Raw genomic sequence first — 24,277 nt, 5'->3', positions numbered from 1 at the left:
TATGGTCCCGCCATGAAGGTGGGTGTGCCGCGGGAGGTCAAGGACCACGAGGACCGGGTCGCGCTGACGGCCACCGGGGTCACCGAGCTGGTGCGCCGAGGTCACGAGGTCCTCGTCGAGACCGGGGCCGGCGTCGGATCGGCGATCACCGACGAGGTGTTCCGTGAGGCCGGGGCCACCGTCATCGACACCGCCGACGACGTCTGGGCGGCGAGCGACCTGCTGCTCAAGGTCAAGGAACCGGTTCCCGAGGAGTACCACCGGCTGCGCCGCGACCAGGTGCTGTTCACCTACCTGCACCTCGCGGCGTCGCGCGAGTGCACGCGGGCGCTGCTCGACGCGGGCGCCACTGCGGTCGCCTACGAGACCGTGCAGACCGAGGACGGGGCGCTGCCGCTGCTCGCGCCGATGAGCGAGATCGCCGGCCGCATGGCGCCGCAGGTCGGCGCGCATCACCTCGAGAACGCCCAGGGCGGGCGCGGCGTCCTGCTGGGCGGCGTGCCCGGTGTGCGCCCGGGCCGCGTCGCGGTGATCGGTGCGGGGACCTCGGGGCTCGGGGCCACGACGATCGCGGTCGGGCTGCGGGCCTCGGTGGAGGTGCTCGACGTCAACGTCCGCGCCCTGCGGCGGGTCGACGAGATCTTCTCCGGCAGCGTCCGCACGGTCCTGTCGAGCACCCCCGAGGTCGAGCGCGCCTGCCGCGAGGCCGACCTCGTCATCGGAGCCGTGCTGGTTCCGGGGGCCAAGGCGCCGGTGCTGGTGCCGAACGACCTCGTGGCGCAGATGCGCCGCGGGTCCGTGCTCTTCGACCTCGCCGTCGACCAGGGCGGCTGCTTCGCCGACACCCGCCCGACGACCCACGCCGAGCCGACCTACCGGGTGCACGACTCGATCTTCTACTGCGTCGCGAACGTTCCGGGCGCGGTGCCGACGACGTCGACGCGGGCGCTCACCGGTGTCACGCTCCCGTACGTGGTGGCCCTCGCCGACAAGGGGCTCGCGAACGCCGTGGCCGCCGACCCGGCGCTGGCGCGCGGGGTGAACGTCGTGGACGGCGAGCTGACCTCCGAGGCGGTCGGCGCCGCCCACGACCTGCCGGTGCGGCCGGTCTCCGAGGTGTTTGCCGGGGTGCTGCCGGGGTGACGGCGCCGGACACCGTCGAGACAGCGGTCATCGTCTACCTCGACCACCTGCTCGTGGAGCGGGGAACGGCGGAGAACACGCTCGCGTCCTACCGGCGGGACCTGCGCAGATACCTCGAGCATCTCGAGGCGGCGGGCGTGCGCGACCTCGCCGACGTCACCGAGCAGCACGTCGGCGACTTCCTCGTCGCCCTGCGCACCGGCGCCGACGGCCGGGCGCCGCTCGCGACGGCGTCGGCGACCCGGGCCGTCGTCGCGGTCCGGGGTCTGCACCGGTTCGCGCTGGCCGAGGGCATGGTGGCGGTCGACGTGGCGCGCGAGGTGCACCCACCGGCCCCGCCGCGCCGGCTGCCCAAGGCGCTCGACGTCGCGACCGTCGGGCGACTGCTGGAGTCCCGCGGCGGCGAAGCCGACGACCTCGCCGGCGTCCGCGACCGCGCGCTGCTCGAGCTGCTGTACTCCACCGGCGCGCGGATCTCCGAGGCCGTCGGCCTGGACGTCGACGACGTCGACTCCACCCAGCGCGCGGTGCGCCTGGCGGGCAAGGGCGGCAAGCAGCGGATCGTGCCGATCGGGCGCCCGGCGCTCGCCGCGCTGGAGGCGTACCGGGTGCGGGCGCGGCCGGGGCTCGCGAGTCGGGGGCGGGGGACGCCGGCGCTGTTCGTCAACGCGCGGGGTGGGCGGCTGTCGCGCCAGAGCGCGTGGGCGTCGCTGCGCGAGGCCGCCGACCGCGCGGGCATCACCGGCGACATCTCCCCGCACACCCTGCGGCACTCGTTCGCGACCCACCTGCTCGACGGCGGCGCGGACCTGCGCGTCGTGCAGGAACTGCTCGGCCACGCGTCGGTGACGACGACGCAGATCTACACGCAGGTCACCGTCGACACCCTGCGCGAGGTCTTCGCGATGGCACACCCCCGCGCCCGCATGTGAGTGCTTTCCGGGCCTATAGGCCCGGAAAGCACTCACGAGGGCAGTCAGGGAGTTCGGCCGACGAGGGCCACGCCGACGGCGCCGAGAGCAGCGACCAGGGCGAAGGCGTAGAAGCCCCAGGGGTAGGCGACGCCGGCCTGGAGCAGGGCGCCGCCGAGGATCGGGCCGGTGATGGCCCCGAGGCGTCCGACGCCGCTCGCCGTGCCGAGCGCCGTGCCGCGCGCTTCCGCGGGGTAGAGCTGCGACACGTACGCGTAGACCAGCACCTGCGCCGAGAACACGAAGATGCCCGCGAGCAGCACGCTCACGTACACCCCGATCCCGGGCAGCCGGATCGACAGGAGCGCGAGGAACAGCGTCGCCGCGGCGAACCACGCGATCGTCGCCGGGCGCACGCCGGTCCGGTTGGCGACGCTGCCCGCGAGGAGGAGCCCGAGGATCGCGCCCACGTTGAGCACGAGCAGCAGGGCCAGCGCGGCGCCGAGCTCGTAGCCGGCCGAGCGCATGATCTCGGGCAGCCAGGTGTTCAGTCCGTACACGAGCAGCAGGCCCATGAACGAGGCGATCCAGAACGCGATCGTCGGACGCGCGAGACCGTCGCGGAACAGGGTGGCCAGCGGGTTGCGCCTCTCGCTGCGCCAGCTGGAGTCCCTCCCACCGCCGCGACGGGCGAGGTACTCCGCCGACTCGGGCAGGCGCATCACGATGAGCGGCAGGAGGATCACCGCCGGGAGCGCGCCCGCGACGAACATCGCCTGCCATCCGAGCGGGCTGATGAGCAGGATCCCGAGCAGTGACGTCAGCACCGCGCCGACGTGGTAACCGGTCATGAGGATCGTCGTGGCGCTGCTGCCCCGGCCCACGGGGGCGTACTCCGCGACGAGCGCGAGCGCGACCGGCAGCACGCCGCCGAGCCCGAGCCCGGCGAGGAAGCGCAGCACGCCCAGCACCTCGGGGTTCGGCGCGAAGGCACAGGCGAGCGTGAGCACCGAGAACCCGGCGACCGTCGCGATCATCGTCGCCCGGCGGCCGATGACGTCGGCGATCGGTCCGACGGCGAGCGCGCCGACCATCACGCCGAGCAGCCCGACGGTGACGACGACCGACGCTCCCGCGGGGTCGAGGTCCCAGGTCGGGTCACGCAGCAGCACGGGCAGCACCACGCCCAGCACCACCAGATCGAAGCCCTCCAGGGCCACGGCCGACCAGCACAGCGGGCGTACCCACCCCGCCCCGGCGGCGCGGGGTGGGGTGGCGGTCGAGGATTCGGTCGTCATCGCTCACGTCCTCATCGGTCGACGGGTGGGGTCGACATGAGCGGGGAGTATGCGAGTGGTCACACCATGGCGTCGCCATGGCTTCCGCTGACCGGGAGTTCGTGACGGAAACGGACAGAAGCCGTGGCCGTGGGTGACGAGTGCGTCTCGTGACCGACGAAGCCCGGCGAGTCGCGCGACGGCGTGCCCGACGCGCCTCCTAGGCTGATCGCACGAGCACACGGCCGGGCACGTTGAGGGAGGGACACGCGATGTCGAACCCGCAGCCGGTCCTCTGGTCACCGGGCGAGCAGCCTCCCGGGGGCGCCGCGGACGGAGCGGTCGAGACGTCCGGCGAGGTCCCACCGGGCCGTCCGCGCCGGCACGTCCCGATCCCCGGGCCCCTCGACGGGCACGGACCGGCGACGGTCCTCGCGATGTGCAACCAGAAGGGCGGCGTCGGCAAGACGACGTCCACCATCAACCTCGGCGCGGCGCTCGCCGAGTACGGCCGGCGGGTCCTGCTGGTCGACTTCGACCCGCAGGGCGCCCTGTCGGTGGGCCTGGGCGTGCAGCCCCACCAGCTCGACACCACGATCTACAACCTGATCATGGAGAAGGGCGTCACGATCGACGACGTCATCCGCCCGACCACGGTCGAGGGGATGGATCTGCTCCCGTCGAACATCGACCTCTCGGCCGCCGAGGTCCAGCTGGTCACCGAGGTCGGCCGCGAGCAGACGCTCGGGCGCACGATCGGCCCGGTGCTCGATCGCTACGACTACGTCCTCGTCGACTGCCAGCCCTCGCTCGGGCTGCTGACGGTCAACGCGCTGGCCTGCGCGGACGGGGTGCTGATCCCGCTGGAGTGCGAGTTCTTCAGCCTGCGCGGGGTCGCGCTGCTGATGGACACGATCGAGAAGGTGCAGGACCGGCTGAACCCCAAGCTGGAGATCACCGGCATCCTGGCCACCATGTACGACCCGCGCACGCTGCACACGCGCGAGGTGATGACCCGCGTCGTCGAGGCGTTCGGCGAGCTGGTCTTCGACGCCGTCATCAACCGCACGGTGCGCTTCCCGGAGACCACCGTGGCCGGCGAGCCGATCACCCGCTGGGCGTCGCGCTCCACCGGTGCCGAGGCGTACCGCGCCCTGGCCCGCGAGGTCATCGCCCGGTGACGCTGGCTCCCGAAGCACCCGAGAGGTCCCGGTTCCAGGTCAGCCTGGACAACTTCACCGGGCCCTTCGACCTGCTGCTCCAGCTCATCGGGCGCCACGAGCTCGACGTCACCGAGGTGGCGCTCTCCCGCGTCACCGACGACTTCATCGCCTACACCGCGGCGCTCGGCGACGACGCCGACCTCGAGGAGACCACCGGCTTCCTCGTCATCGCGGCGACCCTGCTCGACCTCAAGGCCGCGCGGCTGCTGCCGCAGGCCGAGGTGGAGGACGAGGACGACCTGGCGCTGCTCGAGGCCCGCGACGTGCTCTTCGCGCGCCTGCTGCAGTACCGCGCGTACCAGCAGGTCGCGGCGCTGTTCCGCGAGCTCGAGGGCGCCGCGCGCATGCGCTACCCGCGGGCGGTGACGCTGGAGCCGCGGTTCGCCGAGATGCTGCCGCCGGTCCAGCTGGGTGTCGACGCGGACGGGTTCGCCGAGCTCGCCGCCGCCGTCTTCCGGCCCAAGCCGCCCCCGACCGTCGGTCTGGACCACCTGCACGCCGCCACGGTGTCGGTGCCCGAGCAGATGACGATCCTCGCCGGACGCCTCCAGGTGCAGGGCGCGGCGACGTTCGCCGAGCTCGTCGCCGACTGCTCCGACGGCATCGAGGTCGTGGGACGCTTCCTCGCGGTGCTCGAGCTGTACCGGGCCCGCGACGTCGCCCTCGACCAGGCCGAGGCGTTCGCCGAGCTGCGTGTCCGCTGGGCGCCCGGGGGTGACGCGGGCAGCGCCAGTGCGACCGGGGAGGACGAGTGAGCGAGGGCGAGGACGAGGACGATCCCCTCGAGGAGATCGAGGAGTCCCTCGCGTCCGACACCGAGCTGGTCGCGGCGCTCGAGGCCGTGCTGCTCGTGGTCGACGCGCCGGCGCCGACCGACCAGCTCGCCGACGTCCTCGGCCAGCCCGTCGCCCGCGTCAAGGAGGCGCTGGAGGGCCTCGCGGCCGAGTACACCTCGCGCGAGCGCGGCATGGAGCTACGCGTCGGCAGCGAGGGCTGGCGGCTCTACAGCCGCGACCGCTTCGCCCCCTACGTCGAGCGCTTCGTCCTCGACGGCCAGCGCACCCGCCTGACCCGTGCCGCTCTGGAGACCCTCGCGGTCGTGGCCTACCGCCAGCCCGTGACGCGCTCGCGGGTCGCGGCGGTGCGTGGCGTCAACGTCGACGGCGTCATGCGGACCCTCGCCGCGCGCGGGCTGATCATCGAGGCGGGCACGGACATCGGGGGCGGGACGCTCTACAGCACCACGGAGCTGTTCCTCGAGCGCCTGGGCCTACAGTCGATCGACGAGCTCCCGCCGATCGCGCCCCTGCTGCCCGACGTGGACGACATCGACGAGTGACGATGCCAGCGATGCGCAGCAGGACCGGCGTCACGGTCTTCGGTGGGTCCGCGGGGGCGCTCGGCCTCGCCGACCTGTTCGCCGCCGCCCCGTCCGGACCGTTCCGCCGCGCGATCGTGCGGAGCGGGGAACCATCCGGGCCGGCCGTCCGACGAGGCCGCGGCCCCGACGACGTGGCGCTTCGACGTCACGGACGACCTCCTCGACACCCCGGACGGACCGGAACGCGCGCGCTCGGTGACCGGGTTCGTGTCCTTACCCGACGCCGCGCGGATGCGGTGCACGAACCGGCGGTCGAGCGCGAGCAGCAGGCGTTCTCGGGCGCCGGGTCGTCGTGACTCCGCAGCGCCGCGACCTCCGTCCGCTGCGCACCCGGTCGATCTCGTCGGCGGTGAACGTCTTGCGTCCGAGCATCGCGCGGCCCTCCTGGTTCGGCGTCCTCACCGTGTGGTCGCGCCACGGCCCGTGAATGTGACGAGGAGGCCTGCGTAGGCTGGAGAAAGCGATCGACCAAGGGGAGCGGTGTGAGCGGGTCCGAGGGCGTGCGCCTGCAGAAAGTGCTGGCCGAGGCGGGTGTGGCCTCGCGGCGGCAGGCGGAGATCCTCATGCGGGACGGGCGCGTCGAGGTCGACGGCAAGGTCGTCAAGGAGATGGGCATCCGCGTCGACCCGGACACGGCGGTCATCCACGTCGACGGGTCCCGGATCGTCACCGACACCGAGACCGTGCACCTCGCGCTGAACAAGCCCGAGGGGATGCTCTCGACGATGTGGGACGACCAGGGCCGGCGCTGCGTCGGTGACGTCGTCCTCGAGAAAGCCGAGGGCCAGCGGCTGTTCCACGTCGGACGGCTCGACGCGGCGACCGAGGGGCTGTTGCTGCTGACGAACGACGGCGAGCTCGCCAACCGGCTGATGCACCCGTCCTACGAGGTGCCCAAGACCTACCTCGCCGAGGTCCGCGCGCCGATCCCGAAGGACCTCGGCCGCCGGCTGCGCGAGGGTGTCGAGCTCGACGACGGTCCGGTCGCGGTCGACAGCTTCCGGGTGGTCGACCGGTCGGGTGCGCGGGTGTTGGTGGAGCTCGTGCTCCACGAGGGCCGCAAGCACATCGTGCGGCGCATGCTCGAGGCCGTCGACAAGCCGGTGCAGCGCCTCGTGCGCACCGCCGTCGGCGACGTCCGCCTCGGCGAGCAGCGCCCGGGCACGCTGCGCAAGCTCGGCCGTGACGAGGTGGCCTCGCTGTACCACGCCGTCGGCCTCTGACGGGGCCGTTGAGCCCGTGAGCGCGTGGCGCTACGGACATTCAGCGTCAGCGACGCCACGCCGCTGACATGTCGCACGCCCGCCAAGGCACAATGGTCTTCCGAACGCAGAGTGGTCGACGTTCGGGAGGCACACGGGTCATGGACGGGACGCTGCGCGGGGTGGTCGCCGTCGACGGGCCCTCCGGGACGGGCAAGTCGACCACGGCGCGCGGGCTCGCGATCCGGCTCGGCGCCCGCTACCTCGACACCGGCGCGATGTACCGGGCGGCCACGCTCGCGGTGCTGCGCTCGGGGCTGCCGCTCGACGTCGCCGCCGCCAGCGCGGACGGCAACGACGACGTGGTCGGCGTCGCCCTCGGAGCCCACGTCACCGTCTCGACCGATCCCGCCGAGCCCCGCGTCCGCCTCGACGGCGAGGACGTCGCCGCCGAGATCCGCGGGTCCGACGTCACCGGCGCGGTGTCGGCGGTGTCGGCGCTCACCGCCGTGCGCAGCCATCTCGTGGCCGAGCAGCGCCGGATCGTCGCCGAGGCGATCGAGGACGGGGCCGGGATCGTGGTCGAGGGCCGCGACATCGGCACGGTGGTCCTCCCGGACGCCGGGCTGAAGGTGTTCCTCACGGCCTCGGAGCTGGTGCGGGCGGGTCGCCGCGACGCGGAGAACACCGCCGCGGGGCGCGCCGACAGCCCGGACTCCCGCACCGATCTCGCCCGACGCGACAAGCTGGACTCCTCGCGGGCGACCTCGCCGCTGCGGCCCGCGGACGACGCGGTCGAGGTCGACACCTCGGCCCTGGACATCGACGGCGTGCTGGACCGCCTGCAGGACCTCGCCGAGGACCGCGATATGATCGTCGGCTTCGCCGACGCGGGAGTCGGCTCTCACAAGGGATAGACATTGAACGAGGAAGGGCCCGCTGTGCTCGCCGACGGCGACGCAGGAACGGGCAGTTTTTCCGAGGGCGACGTGCGCTCGTCGCAACCGGTGCTCGCCGTGGTCGGGCGCCCCAACGTGGGCAAGTCGACGCTGGTCAACCGCATCCTGGGCCGCCGCGAGGCCGTGGTGCAGGACGTCTCGGGCGTGACCCGCGATCGCGTCGCGTACGACGCGCTGTGGAACGGGAAGCGGTTCACGCTCCTCGATACCGGCGGCTGGGAGCCCGACGCCAAGGGCATGCAGGCCGCGATCTCGGCGCAGGCCGAGACGGCCATGGCCACGGCGGACGTGATCCTGCTGGTGGTCGACGGTCAGGTCGGCGCCACGGCGGTCGACCAGGCCGTCGCGCGCACCCTGCGCCGCTCCGACCGTCCGGTGATCCTGGCCGCCACCAAGATCGACGACTCACGTGGCGAGGGTGAGGTGGCGGCGCTCTGGCGCCTCGGGCTCGGCGAGCCGCACCCGGTCTCGGGCCTGCACGGGCGCGGGTCGGGCGACCTGCTCGACATCGTGCTCGACGCGATGCCCGACAGCCCTCGCGACGACGTCGATCTCGACGGCGGACCCCGGCGCGTCGCGCTGGTCGGGAAGCCGAACGTCGGCAAGTCGAGCCTGCTCAACCAGCTCACCGGCGAGACGCGCTCGGTGGTCGACGCGGTCGCGGGCACCACCACCGACCCCGTCGACTCGCTCGTCGAGATCGACGGCGAGACCTGGAAGATCGTCGACACCGCCGGCCTGCGCCGCAAGGTGGGCCAGGCCTCGGGCACCGAGTACTACGCGTCGCTGCGCACGAAGGCCGCCATCGAGGCCGCCGAGGTCACCGTGCTGCTGCTCGACGCCTCGGAGCCGATCAGCGAGCAGGACCTCCGCGTCGCCTCGCAGGTGGCGGAGGCGGGCCGGGCGCTCGTGCTCGCCATGAACAAGTGGGACCTCGTCGACGAGGACCGCCGCCACGCCATGTCCCGCGAGCTCGAGCGGGCGCTCGTGCGCTTCCCCTGGGTGGAGCGGGTCAACATCTCCGCGCGCACCGGACGGGCGGTGCAGAAGCTCGCGCCGGCCATGCGCACGGCCCTGGAGAACTGGGACCGGCGCGTGCCGACCGGGCAGCTCAACCAGTGGTTGTCCGACGTCGTCGCCGCGAAGCCGCCGCCCGTGCGCGGCGGGAAGCAGCCGAAGATCCTCTACGCCACCCAGGCGCAGAACCGGCCGCCGACGTTCGTGCTGTTCACCTCGGGCTTCCTCGAGGCCGGCTACCGGCGCTTCCTCGAGCGCATGCTGCGCGAGACGTTCCCGCTGACCGGCACGCCCGTGCAGATCAACGTCCGCGTGCGCGAGAAGGGCAAGCGCGGGGGCCGCAAACGCTGATACATTCCTAGGACTTCGCCGTCCTGAGGAGTGATCGCCGTGATCGATCTCGGTCCTGCCGCACAGGAGATGGCCCGTGTCGTCGCCCTCGTCGACGACGACCGGCTCGACCGCCCCACGCCGTGTGGCGATTGGCGGGTGCGCGACCTCGTCGGCCACCTCCTCGCCTTCTCCGCGCACTTCATCCGCGTCGCCCGCCACGACGCGGGTGGGGCCGGTGGGGCGCCGGAGGACCTGCCGAGCGACTGGAACGCGGTGCTCCGGGGTCGTCTGACGAGCCTTGCCGAGGCGTGGTCCGAGCCCGCGGCGTGGGAGGGCGAGGGCAGTGCGGGCGGGCTGACGATGCCGAACGCCCAGCTCGGCGTGGTCGCGCTCGAGGAGCTCGTCCTGCACGGCTGGGACCTCGCGCAGTCGGTGGGCGCGGAGTTCGCCGTGCGCGACGAGGACCTCGCCGCCGTCGCGGAGTTCGTCACCCAGCTCGAGCACGCCCCCGCGGAGCAGCGTCAGGGTCTCTACGGCCCGGTCGTGCACGCGCCCGCGGAGACGGAGCTCGACCGCGTCCTCACCCTCGCCGGCCGCGACCCGGGGCAGCCGGTCGGTTAGCCGCGCGCCGCGCCATCGCCTCGTCGCGCAGACGCCAGGCGTCGGCCACCGGACCCAGGTGGTCGAGCTTGTCCGGGTTGATCACCGTGCGGATCGCCTGGATCCGCCCGTCGAGGACGTCGAGCGCCATGACGGCGACGAGGTTGCCGTCGTGGTCGGCGACGAGCACCCCGGGCTGGTGGTTCACCTCGCGCGACTCGACGCGCACGGTGTCGTCGAGCATCCCGGCGAACGCGCCGATCAGCCGGGCGACCTTCGCCGCCCCGACCACCGGTCGGGTGAGCGCCGGGCCCTTGCCGCCGCCGTCCGCGACCGCCTGGACGTCGGCGGCCAGGAGTTCCTCCAGGCCGTCGAGGTGACCGCGGGTGAGGGCGTCCACGAACCGGGCGGCGAGCTCCTCCCGTGCTCGCCGGTCGGCCTCGAACCGCGGCCGGCCGGCGGCCATGTGCCGACGGGCGCGGACGGCGAGCTGGCGGCACGCCGCCTCCGAGCGCTCCACCGCCGCCGCGATCTCCGGGAAGTCGAACGCGAACACGTCGCGCAGCACGAACACCGCGCGCTCCAGCGGGCTGAGCCGCTCGAGCAGGAGCAGGGCCGCCATCGACACCGAGTCCGCCAGCTCCGCCGACCGCTCCGGGTCGTCGTACGGATCGGTCAGCAGCGGTTCGGGGAACCACGGTCCGACGTAGGACTCGCGGCGCAACCGGGCGGAGCGCAGCACGTCGATCGCGATGCGCGTGACCACCGCCGACAGGAACGACTTCACCGAGTCCGGTTCGGTCGGCGTGGCCGCGAAGCGCAGCCACGTCTCCTGGACGGCGTCCTCGGCCTCGCCGACGCTGCCGAGGATGCGGTAGGCGATCGCGAACAACAGCGGGCGCAGCTCGGTGAACTCCTCGGCCCGGCTCACGCCGTCAGCTCATCACGAACGGGCCGCGCCGTGGGGTCGGCGTGCGGCCAGCGGACGGCCCCGGGCAGGCGGCGCTCGACCCGCGGAGCCCGCGCGGTGCCGCGGACCTGCACGCTCTTGGCCAGGACGGCGGCACGCCCGGTCCACGCCCGGCCCCGTGCGACGTCCTGTTTCGTGGTCGGCTGCAGCACGGCGTGACGTCGCCCCAGGCTGACGGCGCGCGCGGTGAAGCCGAGGTCGAGAGGGGCGGGTCCGGGCAGGCCCAGGACCTCGGCGCGCAGCACGTCGGCGGCGTGCGCGGCCGAGGGGAACGCGAACTGGCACGACATGCTGTACCGGTCGCCGTCGGGAGCCTTCGTGTGCCCGGCGTCGCCCACGGCGAGCACCGCGGGGTGGGACACCGACCGCAGCGTCCCGTCGGTGAGCACCGCGCCCCGGTCGTCGACGGCGAGCCCCGCCTCGCGAGCCAGGGGCGGCGCGGCGAAACCGCCGCACCAGACGGTCAGGTCGGTCGGCATCGCGTGGCCGCCGTCGAGCAGCAGCCGGCTCCGCTCGACGGCTCTCACCCGCGCCTCGTCCACGATCTCCACGCCGAGTCGTTCCAGGGTCCCGCGCACGTGCTCGCGGCCGTCGGGAGTGAACCAGCCGCCGACGTCGCCGACGGTCAGCAACCGCACCGCGACGTCCGGGCGGCTCTCCGCCAGCTCGGCGACGGTCTCCAGGCCGGTGAACCCGGCGCCGACGACGGAGACCTGTGCGCCCGGGTCGAGCGCGGCGAACGCCGGACGCAGACGCTGGGCGGACTCGACATCCCCCACGGCGTGCATGTGCTCGGCCCCCGGGACGGCGACGGTCGTCGTGCTCCCGGCGGCGACGACGACCCGGTCGAACCCGAGGTCCCGGACGCCCTCGGGCCCGGCGATCGTGGCGCGGCAGGCGTCGGGGTCGAGCTCGGCGACGGACCCCTCGACGAGGGTGACGTCGGCGCCGAGCATGTCGCGCAGGGACGGTGCCGCGACCGGGCGCCCGATCGCGACGTGGTGCAGGCGGAGCCGGTTGACGAAACGGGGCCGAGGGTTGACGACGGTCACCTCGACGCGGTCGCGGGCCCGGCCCACGAGGCGGACGGCGGCGGTGGCGCCGGCGTATCCCGCGCCGACGACCAGGACCTGCAGGCGGGCGGTGGATGCGGTTCTCATGCCCCGGTGACGAGCGGGCGCGCCCGTCCGTGACACGGGACGGTCAGCGCGCGGTGTGACGAGGTGCCACGGCGGCGGCGAGGGCGGCGCGGTCGGGTAGTCCGAGGCGGGTGCAGGCGCGGTAGATGTGGCTCTCGACCGTGCGCACCGAGACGTGGAGCCGCGCCGCGATCTGGCGGTTGGTCAGCCCCTCGGCGGCCAGGACGGCGACCTCGCGCTCCCGGGTGCTCACGGGCAGCGGGGCACGGGCCAGGTCGAGGGCGGGCGTCGACGCGTCCTCGCACCGCCGGCGCGCGATGGCGACGGCCCTCTCCGCGGCGGCGGTCGCGTCAGCGAGCCGGCCCCGGTCGCGGGCCGCGACGGCGGCATGGGCCGCGGCGTCGGCGGCGGCGAGGAACTGCCCGGCGGCCTCGAGCTCGTCGGCCGCGCCGACGAGGGCGTCCGGGTCGCGCGCGGCCAGCCCGGAGGCGTGTCGCGCGGCGGCCCGGGAGCGGGGGGTGTCGAGCACGCGCGCCAGCTCAGTGAGCGCCTCCGCCTGGTCGCGGTCGCCGAAGCGGACGGCGGCGTGCCGGGCGGTCATCTCGAGGACCCGCTGTCCGCGCGCCCGCGCGTCGCCGGCCAGTTGCCGCGCCAGCGAGACGGCCTCGTCGTCGGCCCCCCGCGAGGCCGCGATCCAGGCGCGCGCGACCTCGACGTCGCTGTCGCCGGCGCGGATCACCGGGTGTCGCGCGGCCTCGGCGGCCTCGAGCGCGGCGGTCGCCGCGGCGGTGTCGCCCGCCGCCGCCAGCGCCTGCGCGATCATCCCGTGGAACCAGGCGGTCCAGCCGCCGCCGTGCCCCGGGAACGACGGCAGGATGCTGTCGAGCAAGCGTGCCGCGGTCGCCACCTGACCGGCCTCCAGGGCGAGCCGCCCGTGGTACAGCGCCGACCAGGTGGCCCCGTGCCCGCCCGGCAGGGCCTCGACCCAGTCGAGCCGCGTCCGCGCGTCCTCGGGAGCGCCGCGGAACCCCGCCTCGAGGATGTCGGCGAACCCGAGGTTGCCCAGCATCGCCACCGTCTCCGGCGCCTGGCGGGCCGCGTCCATCCCGCGCGCGACCAGCTCGCGGACGCGGTCGTCGCCCCGGAACGCGGTGCCGTAGGCCGCCGCCCACGCCGCCCACGTCGTCGCCTGCGAGGACACGCCGGGTCGGGCCAGCACGGACCTCGCGGTCCCGAGGCCCACGACAACGTCACCGCTCGCCACCTCGAGCGTCGCGTCCAGCGCGGTCATCTCTGGGAACGGCTCGCCCGCCGCGTCGACGCCCTCGCGCTCGACGAGTGCCCGACCGTCCTCGGGTCGGTCGAGGATGAACACCAGGACGTGGAACCGGGCGAGCAGGGCCCGCGCCCGGTCGGCCTGCGTGGTCGCCGCCGCGGTCGCCTCGGCGAGCTCGGTCTCGGCCTCGTCGGGGCGCATGAGCCAGCCCAGCATGAACCCCAGGCCGAGCCGCGCCTCGAAGCCGCCACCCGCCGCGACGGCGGCCCGCAGGAGGCGTTCGGCGAGGGCGAAGTCGGTCATGTTCATCGCCTGCTCGGCGGCGAGCACCAGCAGGGTCGCGTCCGGCGGGCTGTCGCTGCCGAGGTCGAGCACGGCGCGCCGCAGGTCGTCGCCGGCCCGGCGACTGCCGGCCGTCCGGAGCGCCGCCGACAGCTCGCCACGCCGGCGGCGGGCGCGCGGCAGGCTCAGGCGAGCGCGCGTCACCTCGCCGTAGAGCGGGTGCCCGAGGTGCACCTCCTCGCGTGCCCCGTCCTCGACGAGGCGCACCAGCCCGCGTTCGGCGAGCCGCTCGACGGCGGACTCGGGCGCCAGCCCGATGAGCAGCCCGAGCCCGACCGGCTCGCCGAGCGCGACGAGCTCCAGTGCGTGCGCCTCGTCGTCGTCGAGGGTGCCGATCCGTTCGGCGAGCAGGTGCTCCAGCGCGGGGGAGAGGCGGGCCGGCCCGCGCCACTCCCAGCGTCCGTCGACGACCACGAGCCGGCCGGCCGCGCGCTCCCCGTCCACGAGGTGCCGCAGCCAGAGGACGTTGCCGCGGGTGGTGTCGTGCAGGCGCCGCAACGCCTGCGCGTCCACCGGACCGCCCAGCACCGCGCCCAGTAGGGCGCCCCCCGCGTCGGGACCCAGCGGCTCGATCTCGACCCGCTCGCCGAGCCCGTCCTTCCACACTGCCGTGATCGCCTCGGGACACGGCTCGCCGGTGCGCACCGTCAGCACCAGGCGCAGCGCGTGCTCGACCGCGAGCTGGTGGACGAGCGTCGCCGAGACGGTGTCGAGCTGGTGCGCGTCGTCGACCAGCAGCAGCGCCTCGGGGCCGGCGGCCCGCAGCGCCGCGCCCACCTGCGCGAGCGCCGTGACCGGCTCGTCGCCGTCGAGGCGCAGCCACGGCGCGAACGCCCCCAGCGGGATGTCGGCGGAGGAGGCCGACGCCGTCACGGCCCTGGCGGCGGCGCCGCTCCTGGCGGCGAACTCGCGCGCCAGGCGGCTCTTGCCGACACCGGCCGGGCCGGCGACGACCACGACACCGTCGCGGGCGAGCCCCGCCGCGACGGCCCGGAGCTCGACGTCGCGGCCGGTGAACGGCCAGGACCGAGCCGGTCCAGGGCTCGGGTCGGGCACCGCGGTCCCTCCGGGGACGGAGATGGTGAGCCCGAAAAGTCTGCCCCAATAGACCTGAATGTGTGAAGCCAGGGCCTGCTCAACGGGGGAGTCGCGACTCCGCGTCGGTGACGGTGGCCCGCGCGCCCTGCTCGTGGAGCGCGTCGAGGTGGGCGCGGTAGGCCGTGGTGAATCGCTCGTCGTCGATCAGGTCGCCGAACAGGTCGCGGTCGGCCAGGAACGCCAGTGGCTCGTCGGGGTAGCGGCGGGCGGCGGCGAGGCGGTCCTCGGCGCGGCCGGTGTCGACGACCTCGATCGGGTCGCCGCTCTCGTCGACGCCCTCCGCGTAGCGGGCCCAGGAGGCGACGACCAGGGCCGAGCGGTCGATCTCCCCGCCGTTCTCCAGATTGATGCGGATGACCGGTACGAGCCAGGTCGGGATGCGGTCGGAGCTCTCGGCCGCGAGGCGGGCGAGGGTGTCGCGGATCGCGGGGTTGGCGAACCGCTCGATCAGCGTCGCCTTGTAGTCGTCGAGGTCGACGCCGGGCACGGGCTGGAGGGTCGGGGTGCCCTCGCGGTCCATGTAGGCGCGGGTGAAGCCCGCGAACAGCTCGTCGCCCGCGACCTCGTGGGCGTAGCGGTAGCCCGCGAGGTAGCCGAGGTAGGCGATCGCCTGGTGGCTCGCGTTGAGCAGGCGCAGCTTCATCAGCTCGTAGGGCTCGACGTCCGCGACGACCTGGACGCCGACGTCCTCGAAGGGCGGGCGCCCGGCGGCGAACCCGTCCTCGAGTACCCACTGGGTGAAGGGCTCGCAGACGACCGGCCAGGCGTCGACGACGCCGGTGCTGGCCTCGAGCTCCTGGCGGTCCTCGTCGGTGGTGCGCGGGGTGATCCGGTCGACCATCGAGTTGGGGAAGGGGACGTTCGCCTCGATCCAGTCGGCGAGCTCGGGGTCGCGCCGCCGCGCGTACGCCGTGATCATCGCGTGGGCGACGTGCCCGTTGCCCTGGATGTTGTCGCAGGACATGACCGTGAACGGGCCCGTGCCCTCGTCGCGGCGCCGGCGCAGCGCCTCGACGATGTAGCCGAAGGTGGTCGTCGGCGGGGTGCCCGCGCGGGCGTCGATGTCCGCGCGGATGGCGGGGTCGCGGTCGTCGAACTCCCCGGTGCTCGCGTTCTTGTGGTAGCCGCCCTCGGTGACGGTGAGGCTGACGATCCGCGTGGCCGGGTCGGTCATGCGGTCCAGGACGGCGTCGGGATCCTCGGGGGCGAAGAGGAAGTCGACGATCGAGCCGATGACGCGCGCCTCGCGCCGCCCGTCGGCGTGCTTGAGCACGAGCGTGTAGAGGTCGTCCTGGGCCTCGGTGACCTCGGCCATCCGCCGGTCGGCCTCGAGCACGCCGACCCCGCAGATCCCCCAGTCCAGGGCCTTGCCCTGCTGCATCAGGTCGTCGAGGTACATCGCCTGGTGCGCCCGGTGGAAGCCGCCCACTCCGAAGTGCACGATCCCGACCGACACCGCGCTGCGGTCGTAGGTCGGGCCCGGGACCTCCGCGGGCAGTTGCGTCAGGTTCGTCGCCGTCAGCGTCGTCGCAGCCACGAGGCCCACTATGACGTGGACCACGGGGTTGATGCAGCAGACTCGACGGTGAAGATCGCTCCGGGTGCTCCTCCCGCCTGGTCACGTCGGGTGGACGGAGCAGCGGGAGCGATCATGGGGAGGGGGCCGGGCGAGTGCCTCCCCGGACACCGCGGCGCCGGGCCGGTCGGGTACCGTGGTCACGTCGCGGGCACGAGGCGACGGTGCGGGACGTGGCGCAGCTTGGTAGCGCACTTGACTGGGGGTCAAGGGGTCGCAGGTTCAAATCCTGTCGTCCCGACGGAGGACCAGAACCCCGTTGACCAGGGTAGAGCCCAGGTCAACGGGGTTCTCGTCTGTCTGGCTCGATCATCGAGTAGTTCTCCCTGCCGATCGTTGGGACCACTTTGGGACCAGGCTGGGCACTGACCCACTCCAACCTCCTCGCGGAGCCGGGACTGGGCTGTGCGCACCACGGAGCTCGTAACGGACAAACAGCTGCCACCGATGTGTCTCCTGATCAAGGGGGGCACACGTGGCAGATGGGGCAGAGAACAGCTTTGTCCATCGAAGGGCGAGAAGAACTAGAGCGCTTCTATTCTCGCCGGCAATCGTCCTATTGGCTTCTGCGACCAGATTGCTGCTGATTACGGATTACAGCACTACGAACGCGTCGACAATAGCGTCAGAAGTTGGCATTAGTGGGACTCTCCTAGGGACGCTCATTCCGCTTATCCCTCCCTATCTCCCGGTCGCTGCCATTGTGGCGGCAGTTTTTCGGCAGTGGGTGTTATCCGTTATCCTCCTGGCTGCGGCGCTGGTTCTCTCGCCGGCATACTTGCCCGGTTTACGGGTGTCGTGGGATGAGACGTATAGGCAAGTCAAGTCGCTCGTTTCCATGCTCAGAGCCGAGCAATTCGAAGAAATTTGGGCGACCTATCCTGCAGCTACCCTCTCGGCAGGTGTTGGAGTAGGGGTACTTTTCCTCGTGGCGCCAAGTCTCCTCAACGCGAGCCGGACCACTGTAGGCTTCGTTCTCCGCCTTTTGGCTGGGTTGCCGTACCTGGCCATCGTGGCCTCCGCTTCCGCATTTCTGACGTTGGCGGTCTACGTGACCTACCAAGTCCCCTTCAACTACAGTATTGTCTCCGAAATTGGCAGGCGACCGTGGCTGCCGCCCGAGGAGATTCTCCTGAAATCCGGCGTCTTGCAAGTTGGCTACACTCTTCAGCAGGATGTCAATTGGCACATCGTATTACGAGAGGAGGACAGAACAATTATCTATATGAGGTCTGATGACATTGTCAGTCGGACAGGTTGCGTACCCGTGGGTCGCGTAGCTGAGCTTCGCAAGAAGCCTTTGGTGCCTGCCGAAGGCTCACGAATCGTCTTTGACAAGCCCTGTCTTCCGTCCACTCCCTAGTGCTCCAGCCGTAGATCGTGATCTTGCTGGCGTGGCGGTCCCGGAGGTGAGACGGCCACCGCTTGATGATCATCAGTTGTGTCGACATCAGAAGATCAAGCGGTGGCCGTGGGCCACAGGGTAGAGCCAGCTCGCTGGGAGGCCGAGACCGACAGGCTGCTCGACTGGATGGCCGGTCGGTTTGCCCGGGTCGAGACTCGCCGGCGGGTCCGGGGGTTCGTGCTCGGGCTGCTGGCCGATCTTCCGCGTAAGACCTGCTGGTCGATCGCCGAACACGCCGGCGACCCGGACCCGCACGGCATGCAGCACCTGCTGGCCCGGGCGAGCTGGGACACCGAGGGAGTCCGCGACGATCTGCGCGACTACGTCACCTCCGCGCTGCGCGACCCCGACGCGGTGCTGGTGGTCGACGAGACCGGGGACCTGAAGAAGGGGTTCCACACGGTCGGGGTGCAGCGCCAGTACACCGGCACCGCCGGACGGATCGAGAACGCCCAGGTCGCGGTGTATCTGACCTACGCCGGTGCCGCCGGGCACGCGATGATCGACCGCGAGCTCTACCTGCCGCGCTCCTGGACCAGCGATCCCGACCGGCTCGACGAGGCCGGAGTCCCCGCCGAGATCGAGTTCGCCACCAAGCCCGCCCTGGCCACCGGGATGTCACCCGCGCCCTGAACGCCGGCGTCGAGGCTCGGTGGGTGCCGGCGACGAGGTCTACGGCGCCGACCCGCCCTGCGCGCCGAGCTGGAGGCGCGCCGGGTCGGCTACGTGCTGGCCATCGGCTGCGACCGCCGTATCCCGACCGCGGCCGGATTGGTGCGCGCCGACGAGATCACCAAGACCCTGCCGCGACGGGCCTGGCAGCGGCTCTGCGCTGGGTCGGGAGCGAAGGGACTGCGCTACTACGACTGGGCGCTGATCGCCCACCCCGACCCCACCGGCGGCTCCGATCCAAGCGACCCGCAGTGCTGGTGGCTACTCGTGCGGCGCCACCGACACACCGGCGAGCTGGCGTTCTACCGCTGCTACGCACCCGAGGTGGCGCCGCTGCGCGAGCTGGTCCGCATCGCAGGCAGGCGCTGGACGATCGAGGAGTCCTTCCAGGCCGGTAAGAGTCTGGCCGGGCTCGACGAACACCAGGTCCGCCGCTGGATCTCCTGGCAGTGCTGGACCTTGCTCGCCATGGCAGCCCACGCCCTGCTCGCAGTCATTGCCGTCGCCGAGCACACCCACCGACCCGGACCCGACGGACTGATCGCGCTGACCTGCAACGAGATCCGCCGACTGTTCACGATCCTCGTCATCGACCCCGCCCGCCGCCAGGCCTGCCCCCTGCGCTGGTCACGCTGGCGACGACGCCACCAACACCGCGCCCATACCAGCCACTACCAACGCCAGGACAACGCCCTCGCACGCAGATAACGATCTACGGCTGGAGTACTAGACGGCACGTAGTACGGAGCCCTGGTGGGACCCGCGCAGGTAGTTGGTCAGCAGCTCGCCGGCGCCGAGGACGGCGTCGTGGTTCGGGTGCAGGTAGCGCTGCGTCGTTGACAGCGAGCCGTGCCCGGCGATCTTGCGCAGGATGTGGACGGGACGCCGGCGTCGGCCATCCACGTAAGCCCGGTGTGCCGGAGGTCGTGGTGGCGCAGGTAGCCGAGCCCGATGGACTCCACGACCTCGTCCCAGTGCGTGGCATCGCGCAGGACGGCGGTGCTGATGCGCCCGCCACGAGGGCCGACGAACAGCCGGCCGTCGGTGACCGAGGAGCGAGCCACCAGCTCGGCGACCATCGGCCGGACTTCCTCGATCAGCGGGACGAGCCGGGCGCGCTTGCCCTTCGTGGCCTTGTTGACGAGGCCGCCGGGGGAGGGGGTGGTCTGCCGGCGGACGTTCCAGGTCCACGTGGTCGTGTCGATGTCGTGGGCGCGGCAGCCCCGACACCTCGCCGATCCGGGCCGCGGTCGCGCCGGCGAAGGTGACGACGTGGCCCCAGCCGGCGAACTGCTGGTGCGAGCGCGCCACGAGGGCGTCGGCGAGGCGGGTCAGCGTGGCCGAATCCTGGAGCGCCAGTGACCGTGGATCGTCGAGTTCGTCTTCCACTCGTCGGAACTCGTCCTGCCAGCCAGTGATCCGGGCCGGGTTGCGGTCGATGATCCCGTCGCGGACGGCCTGCTCCATGACCCGCACGAGCATCGCGAGGCTGTTCTTCACCGTCGACCGACTCACGCCGTCGGCGATCCAGCCGGAGACAACCCTGTCCGCAGCGCCGTAGGTGATCATCCGGACGGCGAGGTGGCCCAGCGAGGGAACGACGCGCTTGCGCCAGCCGGCGAGGTACGGGTCGGTGGTCTTGGCCTCCAGACCGCGCAGGACCAGGCGCATGTTGGCCGTGCCGTAGGCGGCGAGAGTCTGGTTCGCGGCCGCGGGGTCGATACCGCGGGCGGCGTAGCCCCTCATGCGGTTCGATCCAGGCGAGCGCTTCCGCTGCCGTGGCGAAGCTGTCCGACTTGGACCGACGCTTCCCCGACGTCGGGTCGAGCCAGCGCACATGTGCCCGGTGACCGCCGTTGCCGGCACCCGGCCGGTGCTCGACGTCCTCGGTGAGCTTGACCCCGTGCGGTGGCATGATCTGGTTCAGCACGCCGCCTCCGGATCGGTGCGCCGGCTCCGGAGCTAGGCGTCCACGTCGGCCCGCCGGTAGACCGTGACGCGGTCGGAGACCTTCACCCACGGCGGGCCTTGGGGTGGCCTGGCCGTCCGCCACCGGCGCAGCGACGAGGGATCGACGCCGAGGAAGCCGGCGAGTTCGTTGGTCGAGAACCACTCCTGGTGATCGTGCGGTCCCATCGTTCAGTCCTCCGTGACGTGTCGGCCGAGGTGGGCGAGGTGGTTGTGGGCGTGGTCGAGATGGCCGGCGAGGGCCCGCGCGGCCGTGTCGGCGTCTCGGAGGTCGTCCTGGACGGCGAACAGGGCGCGGATCGGGTCGTGGCCGCGGTCGTCGTAGTGCTCGGCGGGGTCGGCTCGCCGCAGGCCGCGGGCGAGGTAGTCGAGGAGTTGCGGGAGCCGGTGGACGAGCTCGGCCAGGGAGCCGACGACCGCGTAGGCGTCGGGACCGATCACCGGTCCGCGGCTGGCGTGGTTGGCCTGCCGGACGTTCTCTGCGGCGGCGTCGAGGTGCTGGGAGATGGTGATCATCGGGTGTGCTCCGGGACGTCGGCGGCGCGGTCGGTGGCGGCGCCGAGCTGGCGGGCGAACTCGCCGGCGCTGCTCGACACGGCGGGTCCGAGGGTCGGGAAGGCGGCGAAGAGCAGGACGAGGGTCACGACGCCGGACACGAGCGCCGGTGCGGCGCGGTGGCTCTTGATCAGCAGGCCGGTGACGAGGCCGGCGATGACGACCATGGCGATGAGATTCACGACTCGGCCCGCCGTTCGTGGGCCTGGATGCGGTCGACGTACTCGCCGAGGTAAGGGACGCGGATGCGTTCGCAGTCGCGGCCGAGCCCGGACAGGTAGGCGACGCCCGGTGCGGCGTTGGCGTGCTCCTGGCCCAGGTGCCGGGCGTCGGCGCCGTGCAGCATCTCCAGCGAGTCCGCCGGCACCCGGAACGACAGGCGCAGGGCGAACTGGTCGCGGGCGTAGCCGCCGCCGACGGCGGTGGCCTCGAACCGCTGGGCCAGCATCAAGACCCGGAACGCCGCCTTGCGTCCCTCACTGAGGAGCCGCAGGACGGCGGAGCGGATGCGATCGCCGACCGGCACGCCCTCACCGCGCGTGGGCTTCGGCAGCGCATCCGCGGCGCGGAGCAGGCCGGGGAACTCCTCCAGGGTGACGACCACGGTCGGCGTGGCCGTCGTGGGTTCGATCGTGTCCCGACGCGGCGGGATGGTCTCCAGCCGGCGGTCCATCTCGGCCACCAGGTCCTCGAGCAGGACCGCGTGGGCGGCGATGTCGCCGGTGCCGACCACCTGGTGCGGTCGGTGGGCGGTACCGTCCCAGGCGCGAGGTATGACCAGGAGTTGTGGATGCGGGACCTGATCTTGGGCGCGGCGTACCTTCCTCGGTGATCACACTGAGGATGCCGGCGGGCCAACGCCGGTGAGGAAGGACGCCGATGTTGAGCGTAGTCCCCGACCATGACGACGTGCGGCAGGACCTGGCCGCCGGGTTGGACGAGATCGTGCGCGAGGGCGCGCGGCGGATGCTCGCGCAGGCCTTGGAGGCTGAGGTGGCCGCGGTGATCGAGGCCCTGGCCGGCGAGGTCGACGAGTCCGGCCGGCGGCTGGTGCGCCGCAACGGGCACGCCCGCCCGCGCACGGTCACCACCGCCGCAGGTGAAGTCGAGGTCGCGGTGCCGCGGGTCGACGACCGCCGCGTCGATGAGGCCACCGGCCAGAAGTACACGTTCCGGTCGGAGATCGGGCCGCCGTGGTGCCGCAAGAGCCCGAAGGTCACCGAGGTGTTGCCGCTGCTCTACTACACGGCATGAGTTCGGGCGACTTCGCCCCGGCGCTGGAGGGGTTCTTCGGCTCCGCGGCGGGTCTGTCGGCCTCGGTGGTGACCCGGCTGACCCGCCAGTGGCAGGACGAGGCGCGCGCCTTCGCCGACCGCGACCTCTGCGAGGTCGACTCCGTCTACGTCTGGGGGCCGATGGCATCCATGTCGCCGTCCGGCTCGATGAGGCCCGGCTGTGCCTGCTGGTGCTGGTCGGGGTCCGCGCTGACGGCCGCAAGAGCTGATCACCCGGGCCGACGGACACCGCGAGTCCACCGAATCGTGGGCCGACCTGCTGCGCGACGCGCGCCGCCGCGGGATGCGCGCCCCAGCGCTGGCCGTCGGTGACGGCGCGCTGGGGTTCTGGGCCGCGCTGCGGAAGGTGTTTCCCGAGACCCGCGAGCAGCGCTGCTGGGTTCACAAAGCGGCCAACGTGGTCAACTGCCTGCCCAAGTCCGCCCAGCCCGCCGCCCGCCGCGCGCTGGCCGAGATCCGTGACGCCGAAGAGCGCGGTCACGCCGAGACCGCCATCGCGGCCTTCGAACGCGACTACAACGCGAAGTACCCCAAGGCGGTCGAGAAGATCGTCAAGGATCAGGAGGCGTTGCTGGCGTTCTACGACTTCCCCGCCGAGCACTGGATCCACCTCAAGCCACCAACCCGATCGAGAGCACCTTCGCCACCGTGCGGCTGCGCACCAAGGTCACCAAAGGCCCTGGCAGCCGCGCCGCGAGCCTGGCGATGGCGTTCAAGCTGCTCGAAGCCGCCGAAACCCGCTGGCGCGCGGTCAACGGACCCCACCTGGTCGCGCTGGTCCGTGCCGGCGCCACCTTCGAGAAGGGATTACTCGTCGAACGGCCCACCAAGACCACCGAGGCCGTCAACACCGAGCCAGAGAAGACCGCCGCGCAATCAACCCAGGACACGCCATCCACAACTCTTGACGATTCCTCCGCGTCGCCGGAGCGACTTGGAAGGAGGCTGGGTAGGCAACCGGCGTCAGCGGCGAGCAGGCCCGCCGGGACCACCTCGCGGCCATCGAGCGCCAGGAACAGCACGGGAACGGGAGCACAGAGGTGTACCGCGACGCGCTGTGAACAAGGTACAACGACTCTCAATCAGAGACCGCTCCAGCAGTGAGATTGAGCGCGCCGGACGTGATCGAGCGGCCGTAGTCGCTCGCCAGGAACGCTGCAGCGTCGCCGATCTCTCCCGCCGCGGGGAGGCGCCCGAGCATCGTGCCCGCTTCCAGCTCGGCGAGCACGTCGTGAGCCCCAGCGTTGCCAGCGTAGCTGGTGCCATAGTCGGGCGCATCGGTGATGCCCTCGACGGTGCCGCCGATCCGGACCCAGGCGACCCGGATGCCGTGTGGACCGAGCTCCGCCGACCACTGGCGATTCAGTGCCTCAATCGTCTGCCAACTGACGGCTGTAGTCCCCATGCCGGGGAACGGTGGTCCGTGACCGACGATGGTTAGGACGACGCCCGATCCCTGGGCAACCATCCGTTTCGCAGCGGCGCGCGTGGTGATCGTCTGCGCACGCACCGCTGTCACGAGGGCATCCGCCATGACGCTCGTCGGCAGGTCGAGGAGGGGGGTGCCTTGGACGTCGGCGTAGGTCACGGCGTTGAGGACGATGTCCACGGTTCCGGCGCGTTCGACGACATCGCGGACGTGGCCTTCAACGGCGACCTCATTGGTCGCGTCGGCCGTGGCGGCGAAGGCCCGACCACCTTGTGCCGTGATCTTCGAGGCGACCCGCTCGACCGGCTCCGCGGTCCGACCTGCGAGGTAGACGCTCGCCCCCTCGCGTGCGAACGCCTGAGCTGCGGCGGCCCCGATGATGCCCGCACCGCCGTAGATCACGGCGTTCTTCCCGACCAGCAGCATCCAACCTCCTAGTACTTAATTAGGATCGAGTACACCATACATAGAACTCAACCGCGGCGAGAGTCGCGCTGGATGCGCCA

The 24,277-nt window shown here is 72.4% G+C and carries 20 protein-coding genes, 1 tRNA gene and 2 pseudogenes; 12 read left to right on the top strand and 11 right to left on the bottom strand.

Annotated elements, in window-relative coordinates; all coding sequences use genetic code 11:
- Positions 1-12 precede the first annotated feature (12 nt).
- A complete protein-coding gene (gene ald / locus AC2A1K_RS18640; RefSeq protein WP_483897800.1) occupies positions 13-1,143 on the top strand; it encodes an alanine dehydrogenase in 1,131 nt (376 codons plus the stop codon).
- The gene (xerD, locus tag AC2A1K_RS18635) at positions 1,140-2,075 is read left to right on the top strand and encodes a site-specific tyrosine recombinase XerD (protein WP_483897799.1); all 936 of its coding nucleotides are present in this window, start codon (positions 1,140-1,142) and stop codon (positions 2,073-2,075) included. The genes ald and xerD overlap by 4 nt, the downstream gene beginning before the upstream one ends.
- Before the next feature lie 44 nt (positions 2,076-2,119).
- Here xerD and AC2A1K_RS18630 read toward each other — a convergent pair whose 3' ends face one another.
- The gene (locus AC2A1K_RS18630; RefSeq protein ID WP_483897798.1) at positions 2,120-3,352 is read right to left on the bottom strand and encodes an MFS transporter; all 1,233 of its coding nucleotides are present in this window, start codon (positions 3,350-3,352) and stop codon (positions 2,120-2,122) included.
- A 251-nt stretch (positions 3,353-3,603) separates the two neighbouring features.
- On the opposite strand from AC2A1K_RS18630, the gene AC2A1K_RS18625 reads away from it, so the two are divergent.
- The 7 genes from AC2A1K_RS18625 to AC2A1K_RS18595 all read left to right on the top strand — a co-directional run bounded on the left by AC2A1K_RS18625 (position 3,604) and on the right by AC2A1K_RS18595 (position 10,067).
- Positions 3,604-4,512, top strand: a complete 909-nt coding sequence (locus AC2A1K_RS18625) for a ParA family protein (protein WP_483897797.1) — start codon at positions 3,604-3,606, stop codon at positions 4,510-4,512.
- A complete protein-coding gene (locus AC2A1K_RS18620; protein ID WP_483897796.1) occupies positions 4,509-5,309 on the top strand; it encodes a segregation and condensation protein A in 801 nt (266 codons plus the stop codon). Before AC2A1K_RS18625 ends, AC2A1K_RS18620 begins: the two co-directional genes overlap by 4 nt.
- Positions 5,306-5,893 (top strand): SMC-Scp complex subunit ScpB, encoded by a 588-nt coding sequence (gene scpB, locus AC2A1K_RS18615; RefSeq protein WP_483897795.1) that lies wholly within the window; start codon positions 5,306-5,308, stop codon positions 5,891-5,893. The genes AC2A1K_RS18620 and scpB overlap by 4 nt, the downstream gene beginning before the upstream one ends.
- A gap of 524 nt (positions 5,894-6,417) precedes the next feature.
- Positions 6,418-7,158 (top strand): pseudouridine synthase, encoded by a 741-nt coding sequence (locus AC2A1K_RS18610; protein WP_483897794.1) that lies wholly within the window; start codon positions 6,418-6,420, stop codon positions 7,156-7,158.
- A gap of 140 nt (positions 7,159-7,298) precedes the next feature.
- Complete coding sequence (cmk, locus tag AC2A1K_RS18605; RefSeq protein WP_483897793.1) at positions 7,299-8,054, top strand: (d)CMP kinase; 756 nt, start codon at positions 7,299-7,301, stop codon at positions 8,052-8,054.
- A gap of 24 nt (positions 8,055-8,078) precedes the next feature.
- The gene (gene der / locus AC2A1K_RS18600; RefSeq protein WP_483897813.1) at positions 8,079-9,464 is read left to right on the top strand and encodes a ribosome biogenesis GTPase Der; all 1,386 of its coding nucleotides are present in this window, start codon (positions 8,079-8,081) and stop codon (positions 9,462-9,464) included.
- Between the two features lie 39 nt (positions 9,465-9,503).
- Positions 9,504-10,067, top strand: a complete 564-nt coding sequence (locus AC2A1K_RS18595) for a TIGR03086 family metal-binding protein (RefSeq protein WP_483897792.1) — start codon at positions 9,504-9,506, stop codon at positions 10,065-10,067.
- On the opposite strand, the gene AC2A1K_RS18590 is transcribed toward AC2A1K_RS18595, so the two are convergent.
- The 4 genes from AC2A1K_RS18590 to AC2A1K_RS18575 form a co-directional block, all read right to left on the bottom strand.
- Positions 10,027-10,977, bottom strand: coding sequence for an RNA polymerase sigma-70 factor (locus AC2A1K_RS18590; RefSeq protein ID WP_483897791.1), 951 nt, complete (start codon positions 10,975-10,977; stop codon positions 10,027-10,029). The two genes, AC2A1K_RS18595 and AC2A1K_RS18590, sit on opposite strands and share 41 nt — an antisense overlap.
- Complete coding sequence (locus tag AC2A1K_RS18585) at positions 10,974-12,176, bottom strand: NAD(P)/FAD-dependent oxidoreductase (protein WP_483897790.1); 1,203 nt, start codon at positions 12,174-12,176, stop codon at positions 10,974-10,976. Before AC2A1K_RS18585 ends, AC2A1K_RS18590 begins: the two co-directional genes overlap by 4 nt.
- A gap of 43 nt (positions 12,177-12,219) precedes the next feature.
- A complete protein-coding gene (locus tag AC2A1K_RS18580) occupies positions 12,220-14,829 on the bottom strand; it encodes a helix-turn-helix transcriptional regulator (RefSeq protein ID WP_483897789.1) in 2,610 nt (869 codons plus the stop codon).
- Between the two features lie 79 nt (positions 14,830-14,908).
- Complete coding sequence (locus tag AC2A1K_RS18575) at positions 14,909-16,408, bottom strand: mannitol dehydrogenase family protein (RefSeq protein ID WP_483897788.1); 1,500 nt, start codon at positions 16,406-16,408, stop codon at positions 14,909-14,911.
- 206 nt (positions 16,409-16,614) lie between these two features.
- On the opposite strand from AC2A1K_RS18575, the gene AC2A1K_RS18570 reads away from it, so the two are divergent.
- Both AC2A1K_RS18570 and AC2A1K_RS18565 read left to right on the top strand, forming a co-directional pair.
- Positions 16,615-16,688, top strand: a tRNA-Pro gene (locus AC2A1K_RS18570).
- Positions 16,689-17,978: 1,290 nt separating this feature from the next.
- Positions 17,979-19,016 (top strand): annotated as a pseudogene (locus AC2A1K_RS18565) (IS701 family transposase); the annotation flags it as partial.
- Positions 19,017-19,300: 284 nt separating this feature from the next.
- On the opposite strand, the gene AC2A1K_RS18560 reads toward AC2A1K_RS18565, so the two are convergent.
- The 5 genes from AC2A1K_RS18560 to AC2A1K_RS18540 form a co-directional block, all read right to left on the bottom strand.
- Entirely contained in the window at positions 19,301-19,729 is a 429-nt protein-coding gene (locus AC2A1K_RS18560; protein WP_483897812.1) for a tyrosine-type recombinase/integrase, read from the bottom strand.
- A gap of 757 nt (positions 19,730-20,486) precedes the next feature.
- Positions 20,487-20,660, bottom strand: a complete 174-nt coding sequence (locus AC2A1K_RS18555) for a helix-turn-helix transcriptional regulator (protein ID WP_483897787.1) — start codon at positions 20,658-20,660, stop codon at positions 20,487-20,489.
- 3 nt (positions 20,661-20,663) lie between these two features.
- The gene (locus AC2A1K_RS18550) at positions 20,664-21,008 is read right to left on the bottom strand and encodes a hypothetical protein (RefSeq protein ID WP_483897786.1); all 345 of its coding nucleotides are present in this window, start codon (positions 21,006-21,008) and stop codon (positions 20,664-20,666) included.
- Positions 21,005-21,214 (bottom strand): hypothetical protein, encoded by a 210-nt coding sequence (locus tag AC2A1K_RS18545; RefSeq protein ID WP_483897785.1) that lies wholly within the window; start codon positions 21,212-21,214, stop codon positions 21,005-21,007. The genes AC2A1K_RS18550 and AC2A1K_RS18545 overlap by 4 nt, the downstream gene beginning before the upstream one ends.
- An 11-nt stretch (positions 21,215-21,225) precedes the next feature.
- Complete coding sequence (locus AC2A1K_RS18540) at positions 21,226-21,780, bottom strand: hypothetical protein (RefSeq protein WP_483897784.1); 555 nt, start codon at positions 21,778-21,780, stop codon at positions 21,226-21,228.
- A gap of 146 nt (positions 21,781-21,926) precedes the next feature.
- Between AC2A1K_RS18540 and AC2A1K_RS18535 the strand changes: the two are divergent.
- Positions 21,927-23,209, top strand: a pseudogene (locus AC2A1K_RS18535) (IS256 family transposase); the annotation flags it as partial.
- Positions 23,210-23,420: 211 nt separating this feature from the next.
- On the opposite strand, the gene AC2A1K_RS18530 reads toward AC2A1K_RS18535, so the two are convergent.
- Positions 23,421-24,197, bottom strand: coding sequence for an SDR family oxidoreductase (locus AC2A1K_RS18530; RefSeq protein ID WP_483897783.1), 777 nt, complete (start codon positions 24,195-24,197; stop codon positions 23,421-23,423).
- Between the last annotated feature and the right edge of the window lie 80 nt (positions 24,198-24,277).

Source organism: Actinomycetospora sp. 2LY8.5 (assembly GCF_057180585.1).
The sequence above is the reverse complement of the archived record's forward strand: the minus strand, read 5'-3'. Positions and strand labels throughout refer to the sequence as shown.